This is a genomic window from Hyunsoonleella ulvae, assembly GCF_016827605.1.
Lineage (GTDB): Bacteria > Bacteroidota > Bacteroidia > Flavobacteriales > Flavobacteriaceae > Jejuia > Jejuia ulvae.
This window is the reverse complement of sequence record NZ_JAEPJQ010000001.1, coordinates 945,811-965,824: the sequence shown is the minus strand read 5'-3', so window position 1 is coordinate 965,824 and position 20,014 is coordinate 945,811. Positions and strand designations below refer to the sequence as shown.

General features: G+C 34.0%; 10 protein-coding genes and 1 tRNA gene. 7 read left to right on the top strand and 4 right to left on the bottom strand.

Translation table 11 applies throughout. The annotated features are described in order from the left end of the window. Positions 1-153: 153 nt before the first annotated feature. On the bottom strand, positions 154-4,173 hold the full coding sequence (locus tag JS605_RS04350) for a hybrid sensor histidine kinase/response regulator transcription factor (RefSeq protein ID WP_203256431.1): 4,020 nt from the start codon (positions 4,171-4,173) through the stop codon (positions 154-156). Between the two features lie 36 nt (positions 4,174-4,209). After that, on the bottom strand, positions 4,210-5,880 hold the full coding sequence (locus JS605_RS04345; RefSeq protein WP_203256430.1) for an MFS transporter: 1,671 nt from the start codon (positions 5,878-5,880) through the stop codon (positions 4,210-4,212). Positions 5,881-6,079: 199 nt separating this feature from the next. Between JS605_RS04345 and JS605_RS04340 the strand changes: the two genes are divergently transcribed. The 3 genes from JS605_RS04340 (at position 6,080) to JS605_RS04330 (ending at position 10,138) form a co-directional block, all read left to right on the top strand. Continuing rightward, positions 6,080-8,377 (top strand): beta-N-acetylhexosaminidase, encoded by a 2,298-nt coding sequence (locus tag JS605_RS04340; RefSeq protein ID WP_203256429.1) that lies wholly within the window; start codon positions 6,080-6,082, stop codon positions 8,375-8,377. Between the two features lie 92 nt (positions 8,378-8,469). Next, a complete protein-coding gene (locus JS605_RS04335) occupies positions 8,470-9,702 on the top strand; it encodes a metallophosphoesterase (protein ID WP_203256428.1) in 1,233 nt (410 codons plus the stop codon). A gap of 139 nt (positions 9,703-9,841) precedes the next feature. Then, positions 9,842-10,138, top strand: coding sequence for a thioredoxin family protein (locus tag JS605_RS04330; RefSeq protein ID WP_203256427.1), 297 nt, complete (start codon positions 9,842-9,844; stop codon positions 10,136-10,138). A gap of 264 nt (positions 10,139-10,402) precedes the next feature. Here the strand turns inward: JS605_RS04330 and JS605_RS04325 are convergent, their stop codons facing one another. Together JS605_RS04325 and JS605_RS04320 are read right to left on the bottom strand one after the other, a co-directional pair. Then, on the bottom strand, positions 10,403-11,059 hold the full coding sequence (locus tag JS605_RS04325) for a polysaccharide deacetylase family protein (protein WP_203256426.1): 657 nt from the start codon (positions 11,057-11,059) through the stop codon (positions 10,403-10,405). Positions 11,060-11,073: 14 nt separating this feature from the next. Further along, entirely contained in the window at positions 11,074-14,472 is a 3,399-nt protein-coding gene (locus tag JS605_RS04320; RefSeq protein ID WP_203256425.1) for a DUF2723 domain-containing protein, read from the bottom strand. Between the two features lie 235 nt (positions 14,473-14,707). On the opposite strand from JS605_RS04320, the gene JS605_RS04315 reads away from it, so the two are divergent. The 4 genes from JS605_RS04315 (at position 14,708) to infB (ending at position 20,003) form a co-directional block, all read left to right on the top strand. After that, a tRNA-Gln gene (locus JS605_RS04315) sits at positions 14,708-14,780 on the top strand. Positions 14,781-15,517: 737 nt separating this feature from the next. Then, positions 15,518-15,979, top strand: a complete 462-nt coding sequence (rimP, locus tag JS605_RS04310) for a ribosome assembly cofactor RimP (protein ID WP_203256743.1) — start codon at positions 15,518-15,520, stop codon at positions 15,977-15,979. 13 nt (positions 15,980-15,992) lie between these two features. Continuing rightward, positions 15,993-17,225: a transcription termination factor NusA gene (gene nusA / locus JS605_RS04305; RefSeq protein ID WP_203256424.1), complete on the top strand. Its 1,233-nt coding sequence runs from the start codon at positions 15,993-15,995 to the stop codon at positions 17,223-17,225. A 72-nt stretch (positions 17,226-17,297) separates the two neighbouring features. Further along, on the top strand, positions 17,298-20,003 hold the full coding sequence (gene infB, locus JS605_RS04300; RefSeq protein WP_203256423.1) for a translation initiation factor IF-2: 2,706 nt from the start codon (positions 17,298-17,300) through the stop codon (positions 20,001-20,003). Positions 20,004-20,014: the final 11 nt, after the last annotated feature.

Sequence of the window (20,014 nt, the reverse complement as noted above, 5' to 3'; positions counted from 1 at the left end):
TAGAATTTTGTGATTAATAGCCTTGCAAATCTATCTTTGAATTGAAAAATTGAAGTGGACTATTTTTTCAAAAGCGGGTAGTATTTTGTCAAATAGAAGAAATTAAAAGGCCATGCCTTTTTAAAACACAATAGTTTTAATTTTGATAATCAATTAGTTACGAAAATTAGAAGGACTACCGTCAAACTCTTCCTTAAAAGCTTTACTAAACCAGTTGGGATTATTAAATCCTGTAGAATATGCGATTTCTGAAACAGAAAGTTCAGTGGTTTTTAGTAGTTTTTTGGCCTTTTCCAAACGGACTTTCCTAATAAAAATTGCTGTACTAGTATTTGAGATGGCTTTTAATTTTCGGTAGAGCTGCGAGTCGCTCATGGCCATGTGTTTTGCTAATTCTTTAGCTCCAAAATTAGGGTCTTCTATATGTTGATGAATAGCATCTAAAGTAGTATTTAAGAAGATGAGGTTTTTATCTGTGGGTTGGTTGTGCTCACATGAAGATTCAACGATTTTAGTAACGGTATAACGTTCTTGTAATTTCTTTCGTTTTGCAATTAGCATTTGCATACGCAAACGTAGTTCTTGTTTTTGAAAAGGTTTAGTTAAATAAGCATCTGCACCACTGGTAATTCCTTCTAGTTTATCCTCTTGCATGGCTTTTGAGGTTAACATTATTATAGGAATATGATTTGTATTGTTATTAGATTGCAGTTTTTGTGTAAGTTCAAAACCATCCATGATAGGCATCATAACATCAGTGATCACAATATCTGGGATTTGTTTTGTAGCAAGTTCTAAGCCTTTTTTGCCATCTTTTGCAACTGTAACTTTATAATCTGGTTTTAAACAAGAGGCTATATAACGTGCCATATCGGTATTGTCTTCTACAATAAGCACACTATTAGCATCTTCGTTTGCAATAATAGCATCAATTTGAGGTACTACCGGACCAATAGTTGTTTTTTTGGTATTAATACTTGGATCTTTTAGTTCCTCATTATTTGTAATAGGTAATGTTATTGTAAATGTAGAACCTTGCCCCAACTTAGAATGTACTTCAATTTTACCTTTAAAAAGTTTTACCAATTCTTTAGTTAATGCTAAACCAATTCCTGTACCTTGTGATACTTTTTGATCAGCATTTTCTATTTGGTAAAAACGATCAAAAATAAAAGGTAATTCTTCTTCTGAAATTCCATAACCTTGATCTATCACTTCCAATCGTAGAGTTTTATTATTTAGTTTTTCAAGATTGATTGTTAATTCTGATTGCTGACGTGAAAATTTTAATGCATTAGAAATGAGGTTAGTGAGTATTTGACGCCATTTTTCGGCATCATAATCCATGATTATTTTATCTGGCTTTGAATTAAATTTTAACGCTATGAGTTTATCAGAAGCAATGTTTAGAAAGCTATCCACAATATGATTCGTATAAGTTACGATATCATTCTGAATAAGATTGGTATTGAGCTGTTTCTTTTCGAGCTTAGCTAAATTTAGCATTTGGTTTACTAAATCCAGTAAATTATTACTGTTTTGCTCTATGGTTTCTAATGATGTTTTAATATCCTCTTTACTTGACCCCTCCTCTTTTAAATTATCTAAATAACCATTTATTATGGTTAGAGGTGTTCTAAACTCATGAGTAATATTTGTAATAAAGCGAGATTTTAGGGTGTCTAATTCTTGTAAACGTTTAGATTCTTGTCTTGCAATTTGCCGTTGCAAGCTTAACCTGTAGAATATATAAGCCAAAAATAAAAATGTTAGAATGTAAAAAGCGTAAGCAATATTACTTTGATACCATGGTGGAATAACTTTAATTCTTAACTCTAAAGGTGGCTTGTTCCAAATCTTATTACGTGACTTCCCTTGTATTTTTAATTGATTTAGTCCTTTAGGTAAACTTAATATCTGGAGTTCTTTGGAGTTTCTTAGTTCATTCCATTGGTTATCATTTAATGCATATATAAATTGATTGTTTTTATTGGGTCTAAGGTCTAAATCTGAAAAATTAATATAACATGGGAAATCATCATGATTTAATACAATCTCTTTAGTTTTTGTAATACTCTTTTTTGTAATTTCTGGGTGACTTAAGGAATTTATCTCTTCGTCCTTAATTCGAAGAGACGTGAATGTAAGGTTTCCGGGGACGTCTAGCTCTGAAACTCTTTTCGGATTAAAAATATTAAATCCCTTAACACCTCCAATATAAATATTGCTGGTCTCTTTATCGTATAAATGTGCACCAAGGTTAAACTCTCTGCCTTGAATACCATCGCGTTGGTTATAGTTTGTAAACTCTTCAGTTAATTTATTAAACTTAAAAAGACCACCATTGGTAGTGAGCCATAAATTACGATCTACATCTTCTGTAATACTATAGACCACTGTATTGGTTAAGCCTTGTGCTTTTTCATAGCGTTTAAAGGTTTTACTTGTAGTGTTAAACTTGTTAAGACCTTCTTGGGTAGCAATCCATAAGGTTTTATCTGCATCATGCCACGTATGTAATGTTGTATTATTACTAAGGCTTGTGTTATCATTATCTATGTTAAAGTAATTTGTAAACTTAGGTTTTTTGTAATTGATGTCTTCAAATTGTAGCTTATTAAGTCCATTTTCAGAAGTAATCCAATAGTTTAAATTGCTATCTTGAGACATATTATAAGTGAAGTTTGAACTGATTGCGTTTGAATTAGCATCAACTTTATAATGATCAAAAGTGAAGCTTTTAGCTTGTATGTTTCCAGTAAATCTATTAACGCCACCGCCATATGTCATAATCCATATACTGCCTTTGTGGTCAACATATACGCCTCTTGTAGCATCATTGCTCAAGGATGTATTATCCTCGATAGTATTAAATAAACTTATTATTTTGGGTTGACTAGGGTTAAAGTTATTAAGGTCTATGATAGAAAGTCCTTTTAATGTTGCAACCCATAAATAGTTTTTATGGTCTATAGCCATCCCTCTAATTACATTAAATGCTAATGCGTTATTAGTGTTTTCTTTTGTAATGTAAATGGCATTTTGGTTGGAATCGATACAATTAATTCCTTTACGTGTTCCTACAAAAGTATAATCTTTGTTTTTAGCAAAAGATAAAATGAATGCATTGTTAAGTGCAATATTTGATGTTGTATTAATAGTTTTAAATACAGGTTCTGTTGATGTAGTTACATCTAGATTATGAGTACCAACCCATAGCATTTTTCCATCTGTAAAGGTATCGTGAACACGATCTGAAGTAATAGAATTAGTGTTTTTTTGTTTGGCTTTGTAAACTACAACATCTTTGAATTTGCCAGTTTCTTCATTAAACCCTTTAGCAATAAAAAGCCCATTAAAAGTGCCTATGTAAAACGTATTGTTATATGCGTCTATTGATGAGATATTTAGATTTTCATTCAGCTGTATTTCTTTTTCTAATACTATTTTAGAAAGTTTGTTCTCAATGGTATTGAAAACAAACAAACCATTTGTAGTACCTATAAAAATAGTATGGTTTTTTACAAATAAAGTATTTATGCTTACTAAAGCTTTGCCTAAATCTATCTCTTTAAAAGTTGGTTTATGGTTTAAAGTTATTTCAGCAGTAAATAGGCGACCATCTAACGTACCTATACACACATCATTACCATTGGCGAAGGAGGCACTATATTGTGATTTTTTATTTGATCTAATAATTTTTTCTGATTTGTGTATTGTGCCGTTTTTATCGAAAATAACTATGCCCTTATTCAAGATAGTGGCTATAATCATACCACTAGCAGTTTTAGATAAACTGTTACATTTACCCTTACTTATAGCAGTGGTTTTAAAACTATTTATATTAGGATTGTAAATACATATACCATTATTGTTAGTACCAATCCAAATATTACCATCATCATCTTCAATAAGTGCATTTATATAATTACCAGAAATACTTGAAGCATTATTTTTTTCGCTTTTGTAGATTTTGAAAGTAGTACCATCAAATCTATTTAAGCCTTCTTGTGTACCAATCCACAAAAATCCATTCGAATCTTTTAAAATAGACCTAATCGTTGTTTGTGATATACCATCATCTAATCCATAATGGTAAAAATTCATTTCTTGACCAGATAGGTTTGAAAAAACAATTGCTACAAATAAGGTAATTAAAGTGTGTTTTAACATAGACATTACTTAATCTACAACCACAAAAATATAATCTTAATAAGTTACATTTTGCTTGTCTAAAACAGTTTTAGCTCTAAACGCATAGAATATAAGATAAACAAAGCAGAATACTGCAATCCAGTAGGAAGATTGAATACTAAAAACATCAGCTAATTTTCCTTGTACTGGCGGTATAATAGCACCACCAAGAATCATCATTACTAAAAACGCCGATCCTTGGGATGTGTATTTTCCCAAACCAGCAATACTCAATGTAAAAATACAAGGCCACATAATAGAGCAAAATAGTCCACCAGATAAAAATGCAAATAAAGCTATATTTCCAGACGAAAATAAACCAATTAACATGGCTATTCCTCCTAATAAACTAAAAGTTTTTAATGTGGTTACAGGATTATCTTTAGCATAGAAAAATCCAAGAATTTGTACAGCGATACATATTGAGAAGAATAGAATTTCATCAGTAGTAAACACATATTTTATAGAATTTACCAAAACAATAACACCAAGTGCGATGTATGGAACAATGATGAGTAATGCTTTTTTTAACCCCTTGCTTGGGTTGAAAACTGTAATGGCACCAACCCAACGACCAATCATTAAACCACCCCAGTAGAGTGAAATGTATTTGCCCAATTCAGAATCATTTAAAACGGGTAGTCCTATACCATTTAATCCAGAATCTCCCACTGCTTTCTTTAACAGTTCGCCTAAATTACTTCCTATGGTTACCTCTGCACCCACATAAGTAAATATGGCTAACATCCCTAAAACCAGTTGCGGATATTTCATGGCACCCCAGCCCTCAGGTTTTTTGGCAGCACTAGAGTTTGCAATAAAAATTGCGGCTACTACAGTAAAAAGAGTAACAAAAAGCACTACTAAACGCTTTTGTTCTAAATCTTCTGTTGCAATAGAATTCCCAGAATATGTGCTAAAAATATAACCAAAGCAGACTATGATGATAAGCGTTAGTATAATTAATAAATTCCTAGCTTTATTAGCAGGTTCAAAAGCGGTATCAGATTTTAAAGCAGGTAATTTTTTTGAAAAATAGAATAAAGCTGCGGCGAGTAAAAACAATAATCCCACACCTACATAAAGCCATTGTACCGTAATTAAAGTAATCTCGTTATTCTTTATCATGCTAGCCAATTCACTAGTAGACCAAGAGGCAGACCCAAATATTACTAAGCTTACTACCACAGGACCAATAGTTGTTCCAAAAGAATTAATGCCACCGGCTAAATTTAAGCGATGGGAACCTGTTTTTGGGTCGCCCAAAGCAATAGCAAAAGGGTTTGCGGCAGTTTGCTGTAACGAAAAGCCCAAACCAACAATAAATAGCACGATAAGTACAAAATAGAAAATAGCTGTTTGCCCTTGTTCTGCCCCAGAAGTCGCAGGAAACATTATAAACGCACCAATCGCTGATAACAATAAACCATACACAATACCGTTTTTATACCCCCAGTTATTTAAAATATCTCTTTTTACAGCACTGGAAAGTACAAATAGCAATAATGCTCCTATGTAATAGGCACCGTAAAATGCAAAATCAACTAACTGTGATTGAAACTGGTCGATATTAAAATAGGTTTTGCAAAAAGGAATGAATACACCGTTAGAAGCAGCAATAAAGCCCCAGAAGAAGAATACTGTAACTAATGTAGCTAAAGCTGATTTGTTATTTTGATTTGTCATTTTTTAAAGTGTTAGTTAGGTTTATTTAGAATAAATAATGGTCAATATCGTCTTTTTTCCCTAAACCGTATTGTTTTTTTAGACGGAAGTATGGTTTTACTATGGTATTCGTCATCTAAGTATTCGTAAAAAGCTATTTGCCCTCGAAATGGGATAAAAAGATTTGTATTTTTGGTGTAAACGCAACTAAATGGTTTATATGTATTTAAGGTTGGTATTATTTTTTTTAATGGTTACTTCTTTTAATTGTAAATATGAAGAGGGACATACACCTAATACGTTTAGTGGCATTATTCCACAACCATCACTTGTTAAAACTAAGGAATCTGTATTTATTTTAGATGAGAAAACCGGGCTGTCTTTCGACACCAAGTTTTCGCAGAGCGCAAAATTTTTAAAAACATATATTGTTAACGGTAATGGCATTAACTTAAAACAGGGTAATGGCATCATATTTCAAGATGATGCTTCCATACCTGTGGAAGGTTACACATTACGTATAACTCCAAACCAAATTCTAATAAAGGCGTCATCCGATCAAGGGGCTTTTTATGCAGTACAATCCTTAAGGCAGCTGCTTCCTGTATCGTTTGAAAAGAAAAGCAATAGTAAAAAGCGTATCAATATTCCGTGTTTGGACATAAGCGATAGTCCAAGCTTTAAATATCGCGGTATGCACCTAGATGTGTCTCGTCATATGTATTCTGTAGATTTTATAAAACAATATATTGATGCAATAGCTATGCTAAAAATGAATACATTTCATTGGCATTTAACAGACGACCAAGGTTGGCGTATCGAAATAGAAAAGTATCCAAAACTTAATACAATATCCTCGTTTAGGGATGGTACATTAATAGGACATTACAACGATACGCCCCATAAATTTGATGAAAAACGATATGGAGGTTTTTACAGTAAAGAAGATATAAAAACGATAGTAGCTTATGCTAAAAGTAGGTTTGTTACCATTATCCCCGAGATAGAAATGCCAGGGCACAGTCAAGCTGTAATTGCAGCCTATCCTGAATTAGGATGTACAGGAAAACGGGTTGAGGTGCCAAAAAAATGGGGTGTTTTTGAAGAGGTGTATTGCCCAACAGAAAATGTGTTTAATTTTTTAGAAGATGTTTTAGATGAAGTGTTAGAGTTGTTTCCAAGTACATATATTCATATTGGAGGCGATGAAACCCCCAAAGTAAGATGGGAAAATAGTGTATTCTGCAAGCAGTTTATGGCAGATAACAATCTCAAGGATGTTCACGAATTACAAAACTATTTTATCTCTAGAATAGAAAAATATCTTAATAGCAAAGGACGTCAAATTATTGGCTGGGACGAAATACTAGAAGGAGGGTTAGCTCCTAATGCTACAGTAATGTCTTGGAGGGGTACAAGTGGAGCTGTAGAGGCCGCAAAATCTGGACACAATGTAATTTTAACACCAACATCCCATTGCTATTTTGATTATTATCAATCAGATAACGAAAATGAGCCATTGGCCATTGGCGGTTTTTTGCCATTAGAAAAAGTATATAATTATAACCCCATTCCAGAAGCGTTAAATAAAGAAGAATTAAAATTTGTACTTGGGGCACAAGGTAATGTTTGGACCGAATATATGCCTTCTGAAGATAAAGTAGAATATATGGTGTTTCCTAGGATAATAGCAATGAGCGAGGTAGTTTGGACCAAGCAAGAACATAAGAATTATAAAGATTTCACGAAGCGTTTAGAACAGTTTAATAAACGCTTAACAGCGCTAGATATTAATTATGCAAATCATCTTTACGATATTGAAGGTAATATGGTAATCATGAATGATAAAGCGTATTATGTACTGGAAACTTTAATGGCGGATAAGACGATTAAATACACTTTGGATGGAAGTAATCCTAGTTTAAAGTCAGAAAATTATAAAGGAAAAATACCAATTGAAAAAAGTACAACATTACGAGCTGTGGTTTACGATAATCAAGAACAAATAGGTAAGCCTTTTGAGCAATATATAAATTACCATAAGGCAGTGGGAGCTAAAATAAAAATAGATAAAAGTCCCCACAAGGCATATTCAGGAAGTGGTGCAGAAGGTTTAATTAATGGTATAGATGGGAGCAGTTCAAGATATGGGGATAAAGAGTGGCTAGGGTTTGAAGGGGAGGATTTTGAAATTACAATAGATTTAACAAAGGAAAAAGAAATCAACTCTATTCAAACAAGGTTTTATGAGGGTAACGGTCAATGGATTTACATCCCCAAAAGTATTCATTATAGATTATTTGATGCAAACGGAAATGCTATTACTGATTTAAAACCAATTACATTACAAAACAAGAAACTTACATCTAAACATACTTTAAAAACAGTAACCAATATGAAGGGGTTAAAGGCAAAACGTATTAAAATGTATGTTGAAAGTTATGGTATAATACCCAATGGTAAGCAAGGCGCAGGTAACAAGGCATGGACATTTATAGATGAAATATCTGTTAATTAATCTATACTTTTAAAAGTAGTAAAAACAACAACCATTAACATTATCATAAGATTTTAAGGTGTTTTAATCAGTATCTTTACAGCAAAAAAACTATGCTTCGCTGGATTATTTTCTTGCTCATTCTCATAGCTGTAGATGTATATGCATTTCAGGCGTTTCGTACCATATCCAAAAATGTATGGCTTAGTGTGTTGTATTGGGGTATAGCACTGTTGGTAATTGGAAATTTTGTATATCAGTATTATGGTATAAATAGAGGCGATTTTGGGAATCCTCAGGCTTATGCGTTTGCTTTTCTCATCGCTTTTTTGGTGCCTAAAATGATAATATTGGGGCTTATGTTTGCCGAGGATATTTTTAGAGTACCCCAAGCTTTATTTCGATATTTTACAGAGGGATCAAACACAGGTGTAAAATATATGCCCTCTCGCAGAACCTTTATTTCTAAAATAGCTTTAGGTATTGCAGCCATCCCTTTTGGTGCTATTCTTTATGGTGTTTATAAAGGCAAATACAACTTTAAAGTGTTAAACTATACATTAACATTTAAGGATTTGCCTGATGCTTTTGATGGATATAAGCTTACGCAAATTAGCGATGTGCATTCTGGTAGTTTTGATAATATGGATAAGGTGTCTTACGCTATAGATTTAATTAACGAACAAAAGAGCGATGTCATTTTGTTTACTGGCGATATGGTTAATAATGAAGCCAAAGAAATGGAACCTTACCTGGATATATTTAAAAAACTCAAAGCTAAAGATGGCTTGTATTCCGTTCTAGGGAATCACGATTATGGTGATTATATAAGATGGGAGTCCACAGAAGCAAAGCAAAAAAACTTGGAGAACTTAAAGCAAATTCAAAAGAAAATAGGATTTGATGTGCTCTTAAATGAAAGTAGGTATATAGAAAAAAACGGAGAAAAAATAGCTTTAATAGGTGTTGAAAACTGGGGAGCTGGAGGCTTTAAAAAAGCGGGAGACCTAAAAAAAGCATCCCGAAACATTGATGCAAAAGATTTTAAAATACTGTTGAGTCACGACCCGTCACATTGGGAAAAACAAGTGATTAATGATGATTATCACTATCACTTAACATTAAGTGGGCATACCCACGGCATGCAGTTTGGTATTGAAATTCCTGGTTGGTTTAAATGGAGTCCTGTAAAATGGCGTTATAAATATTGGGCTGGTATTTATCAAGAACTAGGTCAGTATATAAATGTAAACAGAGGTTTTGGGTATTTAGGTTTTCCTGGACGTGTTGGAATTTGGCCAGAAATAACTGTGATAGAACTTAAAAAGGATACACATAGTGTGTAATTACATGGAAATGTTATATTTACTGTAAAAATTTGTTATTTTTATCAATAAAGTCAGACTCAGCCTATCGAAAAAAGTAGATTCTTGGTATTAAAATCTATGAGATTTGTATATGATGTTTCACTAAAACATTAAAAATATGTCAAAATTTGGAGAACTAATAGATGTCGAAGTTCCCGTTCTGTTCGATTTTTATGCAGAATGGAACGAACAGTCTATTGCCATGCATTCTGTTCTTCGAGATGTTGCAGCAGCCCTAGGAGATAAGGCTAAAGTCATTAAAATTGATGTTGAAAAGAATCAAGAACTATCAGAGGCACTCCGTGTAAAAGGGTTACCCACTTTAATTATCTACAAAGATGGCGAAATGAAATGGCGCCAAAGTGGCGAGCAAGATGCCAATGCCTTAATTGAAATCGTACAGGATTATATGTAGTCCTATATTTTATATTTTTTAGTTACCTGTCATGCTTTTCGGGGTGGTTGCCCACATAGGTCTTGTTGGTCTGTTCTCACTACTCAATCCCTAATATAGCCATGTGTACTAAAATCTTTTCTAGACTAAGTTGTTGTGTTTTTTGGAGAGGTTCGTTTAACTTTAGAGGATATGTGTTGTTTTAATGACTTATTATACGACGTTAAACGAATTTATAATTTTTTTCTGATAAACTTAACTATAGACTAATCAGTAAACTCTTCGTTAAAAAGTATTTAAACTCTTAAACTGATATCCTGCTTCGGTATAATGTTTTAAAACTTTAGGAAGCACATATTGCATGTTTTTTGAAGCTTTTAAACTATCATGAAACACAACGATACTTCCATTTTGTGTTTTTGAAATTACATTGTTTAAGCAATCTTCTTTTGTAACTGTTTTATCCCAATCATAAGATAATACGTCCCACATGATAATATTGTAACCTTTTTCTAGGAGTGCTTTACCTTGTTTGGGCGTGATTTTGCCATAGGGTGGACGGAATAAATTCTGAATTCTGAATTCTGAATTTAGGATATTAGATTTAATTATTGTCTGGGCTTTTTCAATGTCTTTTAAGTACGCTTTAGTTTTTGTTTTCCAACCTTTTATGTGATGCTGCGTGTGGTTGCCAATACTATGTCCTTCTTTTAAGATATCCTGAAAAATATTGGGATACCTTTCTATATTCGTCCCAATAGAGAAAAACGTAGCTTTAGCATTATATTTGGCAAGCGTATCTAGTGTCCATTGAGTAATTTCGGGTGTGGGACCATCATCAAAAGTAAGGTAGATGTCTTTTTGTAAAGTATCGATATTCCAGATATAATTTGGAAATAAGGACTTTACAACTTTAGGTGTCTTTACAGGCGTAAAAGGCATAATTTTGCCAGTATTTAATCTACTGCTTCAATGGTTGTAGCACTGTCATTAGCGATATCTTCATCGATACTTTTCACATCAGCTTCATCCTCCTCTCCATAAAAGTTGAACAACCTAAGATAGTTGTTAAAAATATCTTTTTCTTTTTCAGCTAATTCTTCATCATAGTTGGCCAATACATCAATCAAACCTTTATAACGTTGAATATCAATATAAATATCTTCAAACAAACGCTCTTGGTTATCTTGCGATAAGCCGCTATAATACGTTAAATTTTCTTGGTACTTATTACTCACTTTAAAATATAAGTCTCTTGCTTTTTCTTTTGCGTCTACTTCGTAATAAGCACCTATGTAAGGTTCAAGCAAGGTATAATATCCAAAATATTCCACAGGCATATTATTCATGGCAATATCTGCTACTTCTTCAGCTTTTTCTAGTTCCTCTTCATTAATAAGCTCTTCAACTAATCGTGCTAAATTACCTCGGTAAGTAATAGAGTTTTTACGTGTTTCAGGATCATGGTAAATATCAGGACTACCGCTATTACCCCAATTCCATGTCTTCACTTTTTCGTACATCAAGTCTGTATCAATTCGTCCCATATCAAAAGGATTTGCCCTGTCAACTTGGGTTTTAATGGGTACAAGTTTATAACACATACCATCAAGTTGTAAGTAGTCTTTCATCCAAATATAATCATCATCCCCAAAGCTACCTCCAGTAAAATATATAGGACGTTTCCACTCGTTATTAGCAACTACATCTAGCATCAATAAACGGTTTTTGTATATAGCACCGCCTTTTATGGAGATGTCAATAAAAGGTACAATTTTATCGGCGTCTTTAGCTTTAACAATACCGCTTTTTAGCGCATTATTTTTGTTAACATCAATACGAACGTTACGAGTAAATAAATAATTAGAGTTTAAATCTTGGGCTCTAACATTGCTAATGTCGTAACCTTGCTTTTCCATTAAATATTTATACTTGGTTTTGGGAGCATCATCCTGAATAAAATTTAAAGCATATTTTAAACTTATGGTATCTTGGGTAAGAGGTTCTATCCTAACGTAATCGTTAGCACCATAGAGATAATCTTTATGCTCTAGCTGAGATGGAATAGGGTCACTTTCATAAGCCTTTCGTTTCATTTGATCTATATACCAGTCTGTTTGAAATAAACTGGTATTTACTACTCTAACATCGGTACGATAGCCTTCAATTTCCTGTGCATACCAGAGCGCAAAAGTATCATTGTCACCAATGGTAAACAGTATAGCATTTTCAGCACAAGAATCTAGATATTTCCTAGCCATGGCCTGGGCTGTGTACTTGCCAGAACGATCGTGATCATCCCAATTATTTGCTGCTAATAATCCTGGAACAAGCACTAAGCATACAATTGTAATAATTGGGGCGGCTACTGTTTTTGGAAGCTTATCTTTTAAAGCATGGTATATGCCATATACCCCAATACCAATCCATAAGGCAAATACATAAAAAGAGCCAACTACTGAATAGTCACGCTCACGAGGTTCAAAAGGACGAACATTTGTGTATACTTGAATGGCTAGTCCTGTAAACAGGAAAAATACTAACATTACCCAAAATAGTTTTTTATCAGAGTTTAACACAAAAAACATACCTATAAGACCCAAGATAAGGGGTAGAAAATAATAAGTGTTTCTGGCTTTATTGTTTAACGCATCGCTCGGTAAATTATCTTGCGATAAGCCTAAATGCAACTCATCAATAGGTTTGATACCGCTAATCCAATTACCATTATTATCCAATTTACCCTGTATATCATTTTGTCTACCAACAAAATTCCACATAAAATAGCGCCAGTACATGTACCCTAATTGGTACTCAAATAAATATCTAATGTTACTGGCTAGGTCTGGTTTTTCTATATCTAAATTACTTTGTTCCCTTTTCAAAAAAGCATTGTAATCTTCATAATCAACATTACCCTGCGCAACTTGATTTTTAAATTCGTTTATTTTTCTTTTGTATTGGGTAACTTCATTAAGCGCATAAGTGTTGGCTTGTTCTTCACTGGCTCCTGCCGAAATTGCACCTCGATAATAAGATTTGTAAAGACCTGGGCTTACAGAGAAATTTAAAAACCCAGTATACCTCATATAATTTTCGGCATGCTCACTACTCCACATTCTTGGTAATATAGATGCATGATCAGAATTATAATTCTGCTTCGCATCCTTGTAATCGTTTACTATAACGTATGTGCCCTTTTCTTCATCTTTTTCATACTTAGGTTTATCGTCTATATAAGGGTTGTTTTTATCTAAATACGCATACATATCTGTAAACTGCGGCCCATAAAACAGATGTGTTTCTGGGTATTGTTCCAAGTTATAATATGCTAAAAGTTCACGTGCACTTGAAGGGTTGTTTTCATTAATCACAACATTGGCATTAGCACGAATAGGTAACATTAGCCATGTGGAAAACCCAATAATGATGAATGTTACGCAAAGTATTCCAGTGTTTAGATGTACATAGTTCTTTTGTTGAGAATAACGCAACGCATAAAAAATAACTGCAACCAATACCAAACCAGCTATAATAGATCCGGAATTAAATGGTAAGCCAACACTGTTTATAAAGAAAATCTCAAAAGCACTGAAAATTTTGAGGATGTTTGGAGCCAATAATTTAAATACGAACAACAGAATTGCAACCGAAACTACATTGGCAATAATGAAATTTTGAATGGTAATGGTTTTGTAATTCTTGAAGTAATAAATGAGTCCAATTACAGGAATAGTAAGAAGCCCCATAAAATGAACCCCAAACGATAGTCCAATAATAAATGCAATTAATATTAACCAACGGTTACCGCGTGGTTTGTTCATATCCTGTTCCCAGCGTAGGGCCAACCAGAATAGTGAGGACATGATTAAGGTTGCCATGGCGTATACTTCAGTTTCTACCGCATTAAACCAGAATGAATCTGTAAATGCAAAGGCTAAACTTCCAACCAAACCACTACCTAAAATGGCTTGAAGTTGTGATTTTGACAATGTATTATCCTTAGCATCTTTTTCTGTATTGAGATGTACTACCAGTTTTTTTAGTAGTAGGGTAATCGTCCAAAACATAAACAGGATAGTAAAAGCACTAGCTACGGCACTCATCATATTCATCATCCATCCAATTAGCTCATTATTTCCAAAAGTAAAGGTCGAGAAAAACGCGCCAAGCATTTGGAATAAGGGTGCTCCTGGGGGATGCCCTACCTGTAATTTAGATGATGTTAAAATATATTCTCCCGCATCCCAAAAACTTACGGTAGGCTCTACGGTTAAGCTATAGGTAATTAAAGCAATTAAAAAAGAGAACCATCCTAAAATAGTGTTCCATTTTTTAAAATTAAAATCCATCATCTAAAATCTGTGTTTGTTAGCTGTGGCGAATTTAATAATAAATATCAAACAGCGATAAATATTATATAACCCTTAACATTAACGTTTTTCACTCATGAAGATTATATTGTAATATATGTTTTTTAAACACTTGAGTTTATAGAAAGCTTATTTTTCTAAAAAAAATCTTGTGCAAACAAAACTTTGTGCTAAATTTGCACCTGCTTTGCCAGCAGGCAGGCTCACAAAAACACATTGGCCTATGGTGTAACTGGCAACACGTCTGGTTTTGGTCCAGAAGAGTCTAGGTTCGAGCCCTAGTAGGCCAACGTTAATTAAGAAAGCTTCCAATTTTATTGGAAGCTTTTTTGTTTAGTGAATCCTGTAATAATTGGCATTAAGACTTATGTATCAAAAGTATATCCGTTTGTTATAACATATATGATTGTAGGCAACATTATAATACTCCTCCTGATTTTCACAAAAAAATCTCTTGAAAAGTTTAAAGTTTAATGTTACAACACTAGATTCAATAATTTAAAAAAAGTAAGCTGATAACTTAGTAACTGTATTGCAAGGTCTTTCCATAAGAAGCTGATAAATATGTATTGAATCCTATTTCTAGGATGTCATATATATAATAGATAAACAAGGTCAAAGAAATATGAACCGAATTTTCAAGTTTTAGTAGAAAGATTTGAAAAACTAGAAGATAAACTAAAATCGTAAAAACATTCTCAAATTACCACAAAAAATAGAAGAGTTAACACTTTACACAATAGAACAAGAGAAACAATTGGAAGCTCAAAATAGTAAGATAGACAAGTTAGAAAAAGAAAATAAGGAACTCAATATTCTATCAGAACGTGTGGCGAAAATTGAGGCATTGCTGAATAACCAAAAACGATAAATTGATAGCGTTTTTTAAAAGATAAAGCAAAGTCACATAAACTCTAATAAAAACAGCCGTAAATGCTTTAAAAATCAATTTAATATATTATATTTGCGCCGTTGAAAGGCGAAATTAACTATGAGGGGACGGAAAGTCCCCTCTTTTTATACTAAAATGTTTAAGGATACGGTTTTTAGCTTATTAGAAGATGCATTAGGCGAACGTCCAGATTTATTTTTAATAGATTTTGATGTTAACGCAGCAAACCACATTAAAGTAATTGTTGATGGCGATAATGGCGTGTTGGTAGAAGACTGCATGTTTTTAAGCAGAGCTATTGAGCATAATTTAGATAGGGAATTACAAGATTTTTCTCTGGAAGTGATGTCTGCAGGCGCCTCATCGCCTTTGGTAAACAAGAGGCAGTATAAAAGACATATAAACAGAACACTTAAAGTTAAAACCGCCTCAGAGAAATTGGAAGGTGTTTTAACCCAAGCCTCAGAAGACACTATTCTTTTAGAGTGGAAAGTCAGAGAACCTAAGCCCGTTGGTAAAGGAAAGGTTACTGTAAAAAAACAAGCCAATGTGGCTTACGAAGATATTGTAGAAGCAAAAGTTATGATTAAATTTTAATTCAATTAGAGTTATGGAGAATGTTGCGTTAATTGAATCTTTTTCAGAGTTCAAGGACGATAAGTTAATAGATCGTGTTACCCTTATGGCGATTTTAGAAGATGTATTTAGAAGCGCCCTAAAACGAAAGTTTGGAGACGATGATAATTTTGATATTATTGTAAATCCAGATAAAGGTGATTTAGAAATATGGAGGAACCGTATTGTAGTTGCCGATGGCGAGGTAGGGGATGAAAACCAAGAAATTTCATTAAGTGAAGCTAGAAAGATTGAGCCAGATTTTGAAGTAGGGGAAGATGTATCTGAAGAAGTGAAATTAGTAGATTTAGGACGACGTGCTATATTGGCATTGCGCCAAAACCTAATTTCTAAGATCCATGAGCACGACAATACAATTATCTATAAGCAATTTAAAGATTTAGTCGGCGAAATTTACACAGCAGAAGTACACCATATCCGTCATCGTGCAGTGATATTGTTAGATGATGAAGGAAATGAGATAGTATTGCCAAAAGATAGACAAATACCATCAGATTTCTTTAGAAAAGGAGATAATGTACGAGGTGTTATAGATAGTGTAGAGCTCAAAGGTGCTAAGCCAACAATAATCATGTCTAGGAGCTCACCTGTGTTTTTAGAAAAATTATTCGAGCAGGAAATTCCAGAGGTGTTTGATGGATTAATAACCATTAAAAAAGTAGTAAGGATCCCAGGAGAAAAAGCCAAAGTAGCCGTGGATTCTTATGATGATAGAATAGATCCTGTAGGGGCTTGTGTAGGGATGAAAGGTTCCAGAATTCATGGTATTGTTCGTGAGTTGGGTAACGAAAATATTGATGTTATCAATTATACGAATAACTTACAATTATTCATTACAAGAGCATTGAGTCCAGCACGTGTTACTTCTATTAAAATTGATGAGGAAAGCAAGCGCGCAGAGGTAATTTTAAAACCAGAAGAAGTAAGTAAGGCTATTGGTAGAGGCGGACACAACATTCGTTTGGCAGGACAATTAACAGGTTACGAAATAGACGTATTTAGAGAAGGTGCTGAAGAAGATGTAGAATTATCAGAGTTCTCAGACGAAATAGAAGAATGGATCATCCAAGAGTTTAGCAAAGCAGGATTAGATACCGCTAAAAGTGTTCTAGAGCAGGATGTAGACGATTTAGTGAAAAGAACAGATTTAGAGGAGGAAACAATAAATGATGTTATTAGAATTCTAAAAGAAGAATTCGAAGATTAATACCAACTGAAATTTAAAAGAAGTTTTATCAGTAGCGGTATTATAGTATATTTGAGATTTTAAAGGCAATTTATGGCTGAAACAATAAGATTAAATAAAGTTTTACGAGAACTAAATATTTCTTTAGACCGTGCTGTGGAATTTTTAGATTCCAAAGGCATAGAAATAGAGAAGCGTCCCACCACAAAAATTTCTGAAGAAACATATAATGTGCTTTCAGATGAATTTGAGACGGATGCTAATAAGAAGATGAGGTCCCAAGAAGTTAGTGAAGCTAAGCTAAAAGAAAAGGAAGATTTACGTATTAAACGTGAAAAAGAGCTGGAGGAAAAGCAAAAAGCTCAAGAAGCTATAGAAAAAGCTGAGGTTGTTAAGGCTTCTTCAACGCTTTCTGGTCCTAAAACTGTTGGTAAAATAGATTTAGAACCGAAACAAAAAGTTAAAGAAGAACCTGTTGCCAAAGAAGTTGTAGAAGAACCTGCAAAAGAAGAGCCAGTAAAAGTAGAGGAAAAAGAGCCTGTAGTTAAGAAAGAAGAGGTAAAGTCAGAGAAAAAGGAAAAGCCAAAACAAGTAATTGTTGATGACGAATTGGTTACACCTGAAGAGAAGGTAAAAACGCAATACCAAAAACTTACAGGGCCAAAAATTGCTGGGGATAAAATAGATTTATCCCAATTTAATAAGCCAAAGAAGAAAAAAGAGGAGAAAAAAGAAGGAGGAGCTTCAACTGGCAATGCAAACAAAAAGAAAAGACGTCGTATTAGTAAAGCGGGTCCTAGTGGAGGGCAAGGCGGTAATAACCAGAGAGGAGGTAACCGTAATAATGATAGATTTAAAGGAAAAGGACGTCGTAATGTTGTAAAAGAAGAACCTAGTGAAGAAGATGTAAAAAAACAAGTACGCGAAACACTTGAGAAATTACAAGGTAAATCTTCAAAGGGTAAAGGAGCAAAATATCGTAGAGAGAAGAGAGATCAACATAGAGATCAAACAGAAAAAGAATTACAAGCAGAAGCTGCAGAAAGTAAAGTTCTTAAGGTAACAGAGTTTGTTACAGCAAGTGAGGTAGCAACTATGATGAATGTAGGGGTTACAGAAATTATTTCTGCATGTATGTCTTTAGGGATGATGGTAACCATGAACCAACGTTTAGATGCTGAAACCCTCTCTATCGTTGCTGAAGAGTTTGGATACCAAGTAGAATTTGTAACTGCTGATATTGAAGAGGCTATTGTAGAAGAGGATGACAGGCCAGAGGATTTAAAATCTCGTGCGCCAATAGTTACAGTAATGGGGCATGTAGATCATGGTAAAACTTCGTTATTGGATTACATCCGTGAAGAAAACGTGATTGCTGGAGAATCTGGTGGTATTACGCAGCATATTGGTGCTTATGGCGTAACATTAGAAAGCGGACAAAAAATAGCATTTTTAGATACACCAGGTCACGAAGCGTTTACAGCAATGCGTGCACGTGGAGCCCAAGTAACAGACATAGCAATTATTGTTGCAGCAGCAGATGATGATATTATGCCGCAAACAAAAGAGGCGATTTCCCATGCACAGGCAGCAGGAGTCCCTATTGTGTTTGCTATAAATAAAATAGATAAACCAGATGCCAATCCAGACAGGATCAAGGAAGGTTTAGCTAACATGAACTTATTGGTAGAAGATTGGGGAGGTAAAATCCAATCTCACGATATATCTGCCAAATTTGGAACAGGAGTGCCTGAGTTATTAGAAAAAGTGTTGTTAGAAGCAGAACTTCTGGAGTTAAAAGCAAATCCAGATAAACCAGCTGTGGGAACAGTTGTGGAGGCTTTCCTAGATAAAGGAAGAGGTTATGTGTCTACTATTTTAGTACAGGCAGGTACGCTACGTGTTGGCGATTATGTATTAGCAGGTCAGCATAGTGGTAAGGTAAAGGCGATGCATGATGAGCGTGGCAAAGATATTAAAGCAGCAGGACCTTCCACACCAGTATCCATACTCGGTTTGGATGGTGCACCACAGGCAGGAGATAAATTTAATGTATTTGAAGATGAACGTGAAGCGAAGCAGATTGCTGCAAAGCGTTCGCAATTACAGCGAGAGCAATCTGTTAGAACACAACGTCATATTACACTAGATGAAATTGGGCGTCGTATTGCACTTGGTGATTTCCAAGAATTAAATATCATACTTAAAGGAGATGTGGATGGTTCAGTAGAAGCATTAACAGATTCGTTCCAGAAATTGTCTACTGAAGAAATTCAAGTAAACATTCTTCACAAAGGCGTTGGAGCCATTACAGAAAGTGATGTGTTGCTAGCATCTGCTTCCGATGCCATTATTGTTGGATTTAATGTAAGGCCCGTTGGAAATGCCAGAGATATTGCTGATAAAGAAGAAATCGATATCAGAACATACTCTATTATTTATGATGCAATTAACGATCTTAAAGACGCTATGGAAGGTATGTTGTCTCCAGAGCTTAAAGAAGAAGTTACAGGTACTGCCGAAATCAGACAAGTGTTTAAGGTGTCTAAAATTGGAAGTATTGCAGGTTGTATGGTTACTAACGGAAAAATATTCAGAAACTCAGGAATACGTTTAATACGTGATGGTGTTGTAGTACACACAGGAGAATTGGCATCATTAAAACGTTTTAAGGATGATGTTAAGGAAGTTTCAAAAGGATATGATTGTGGTATGCAAGTCAAGAATTACAACGATATAAAAGAAGGGGATATCATTGAAGCCTTCCATGAAGTTGAAGTAAAGAAGAAACTTAAGTAAAACAAAAGAAA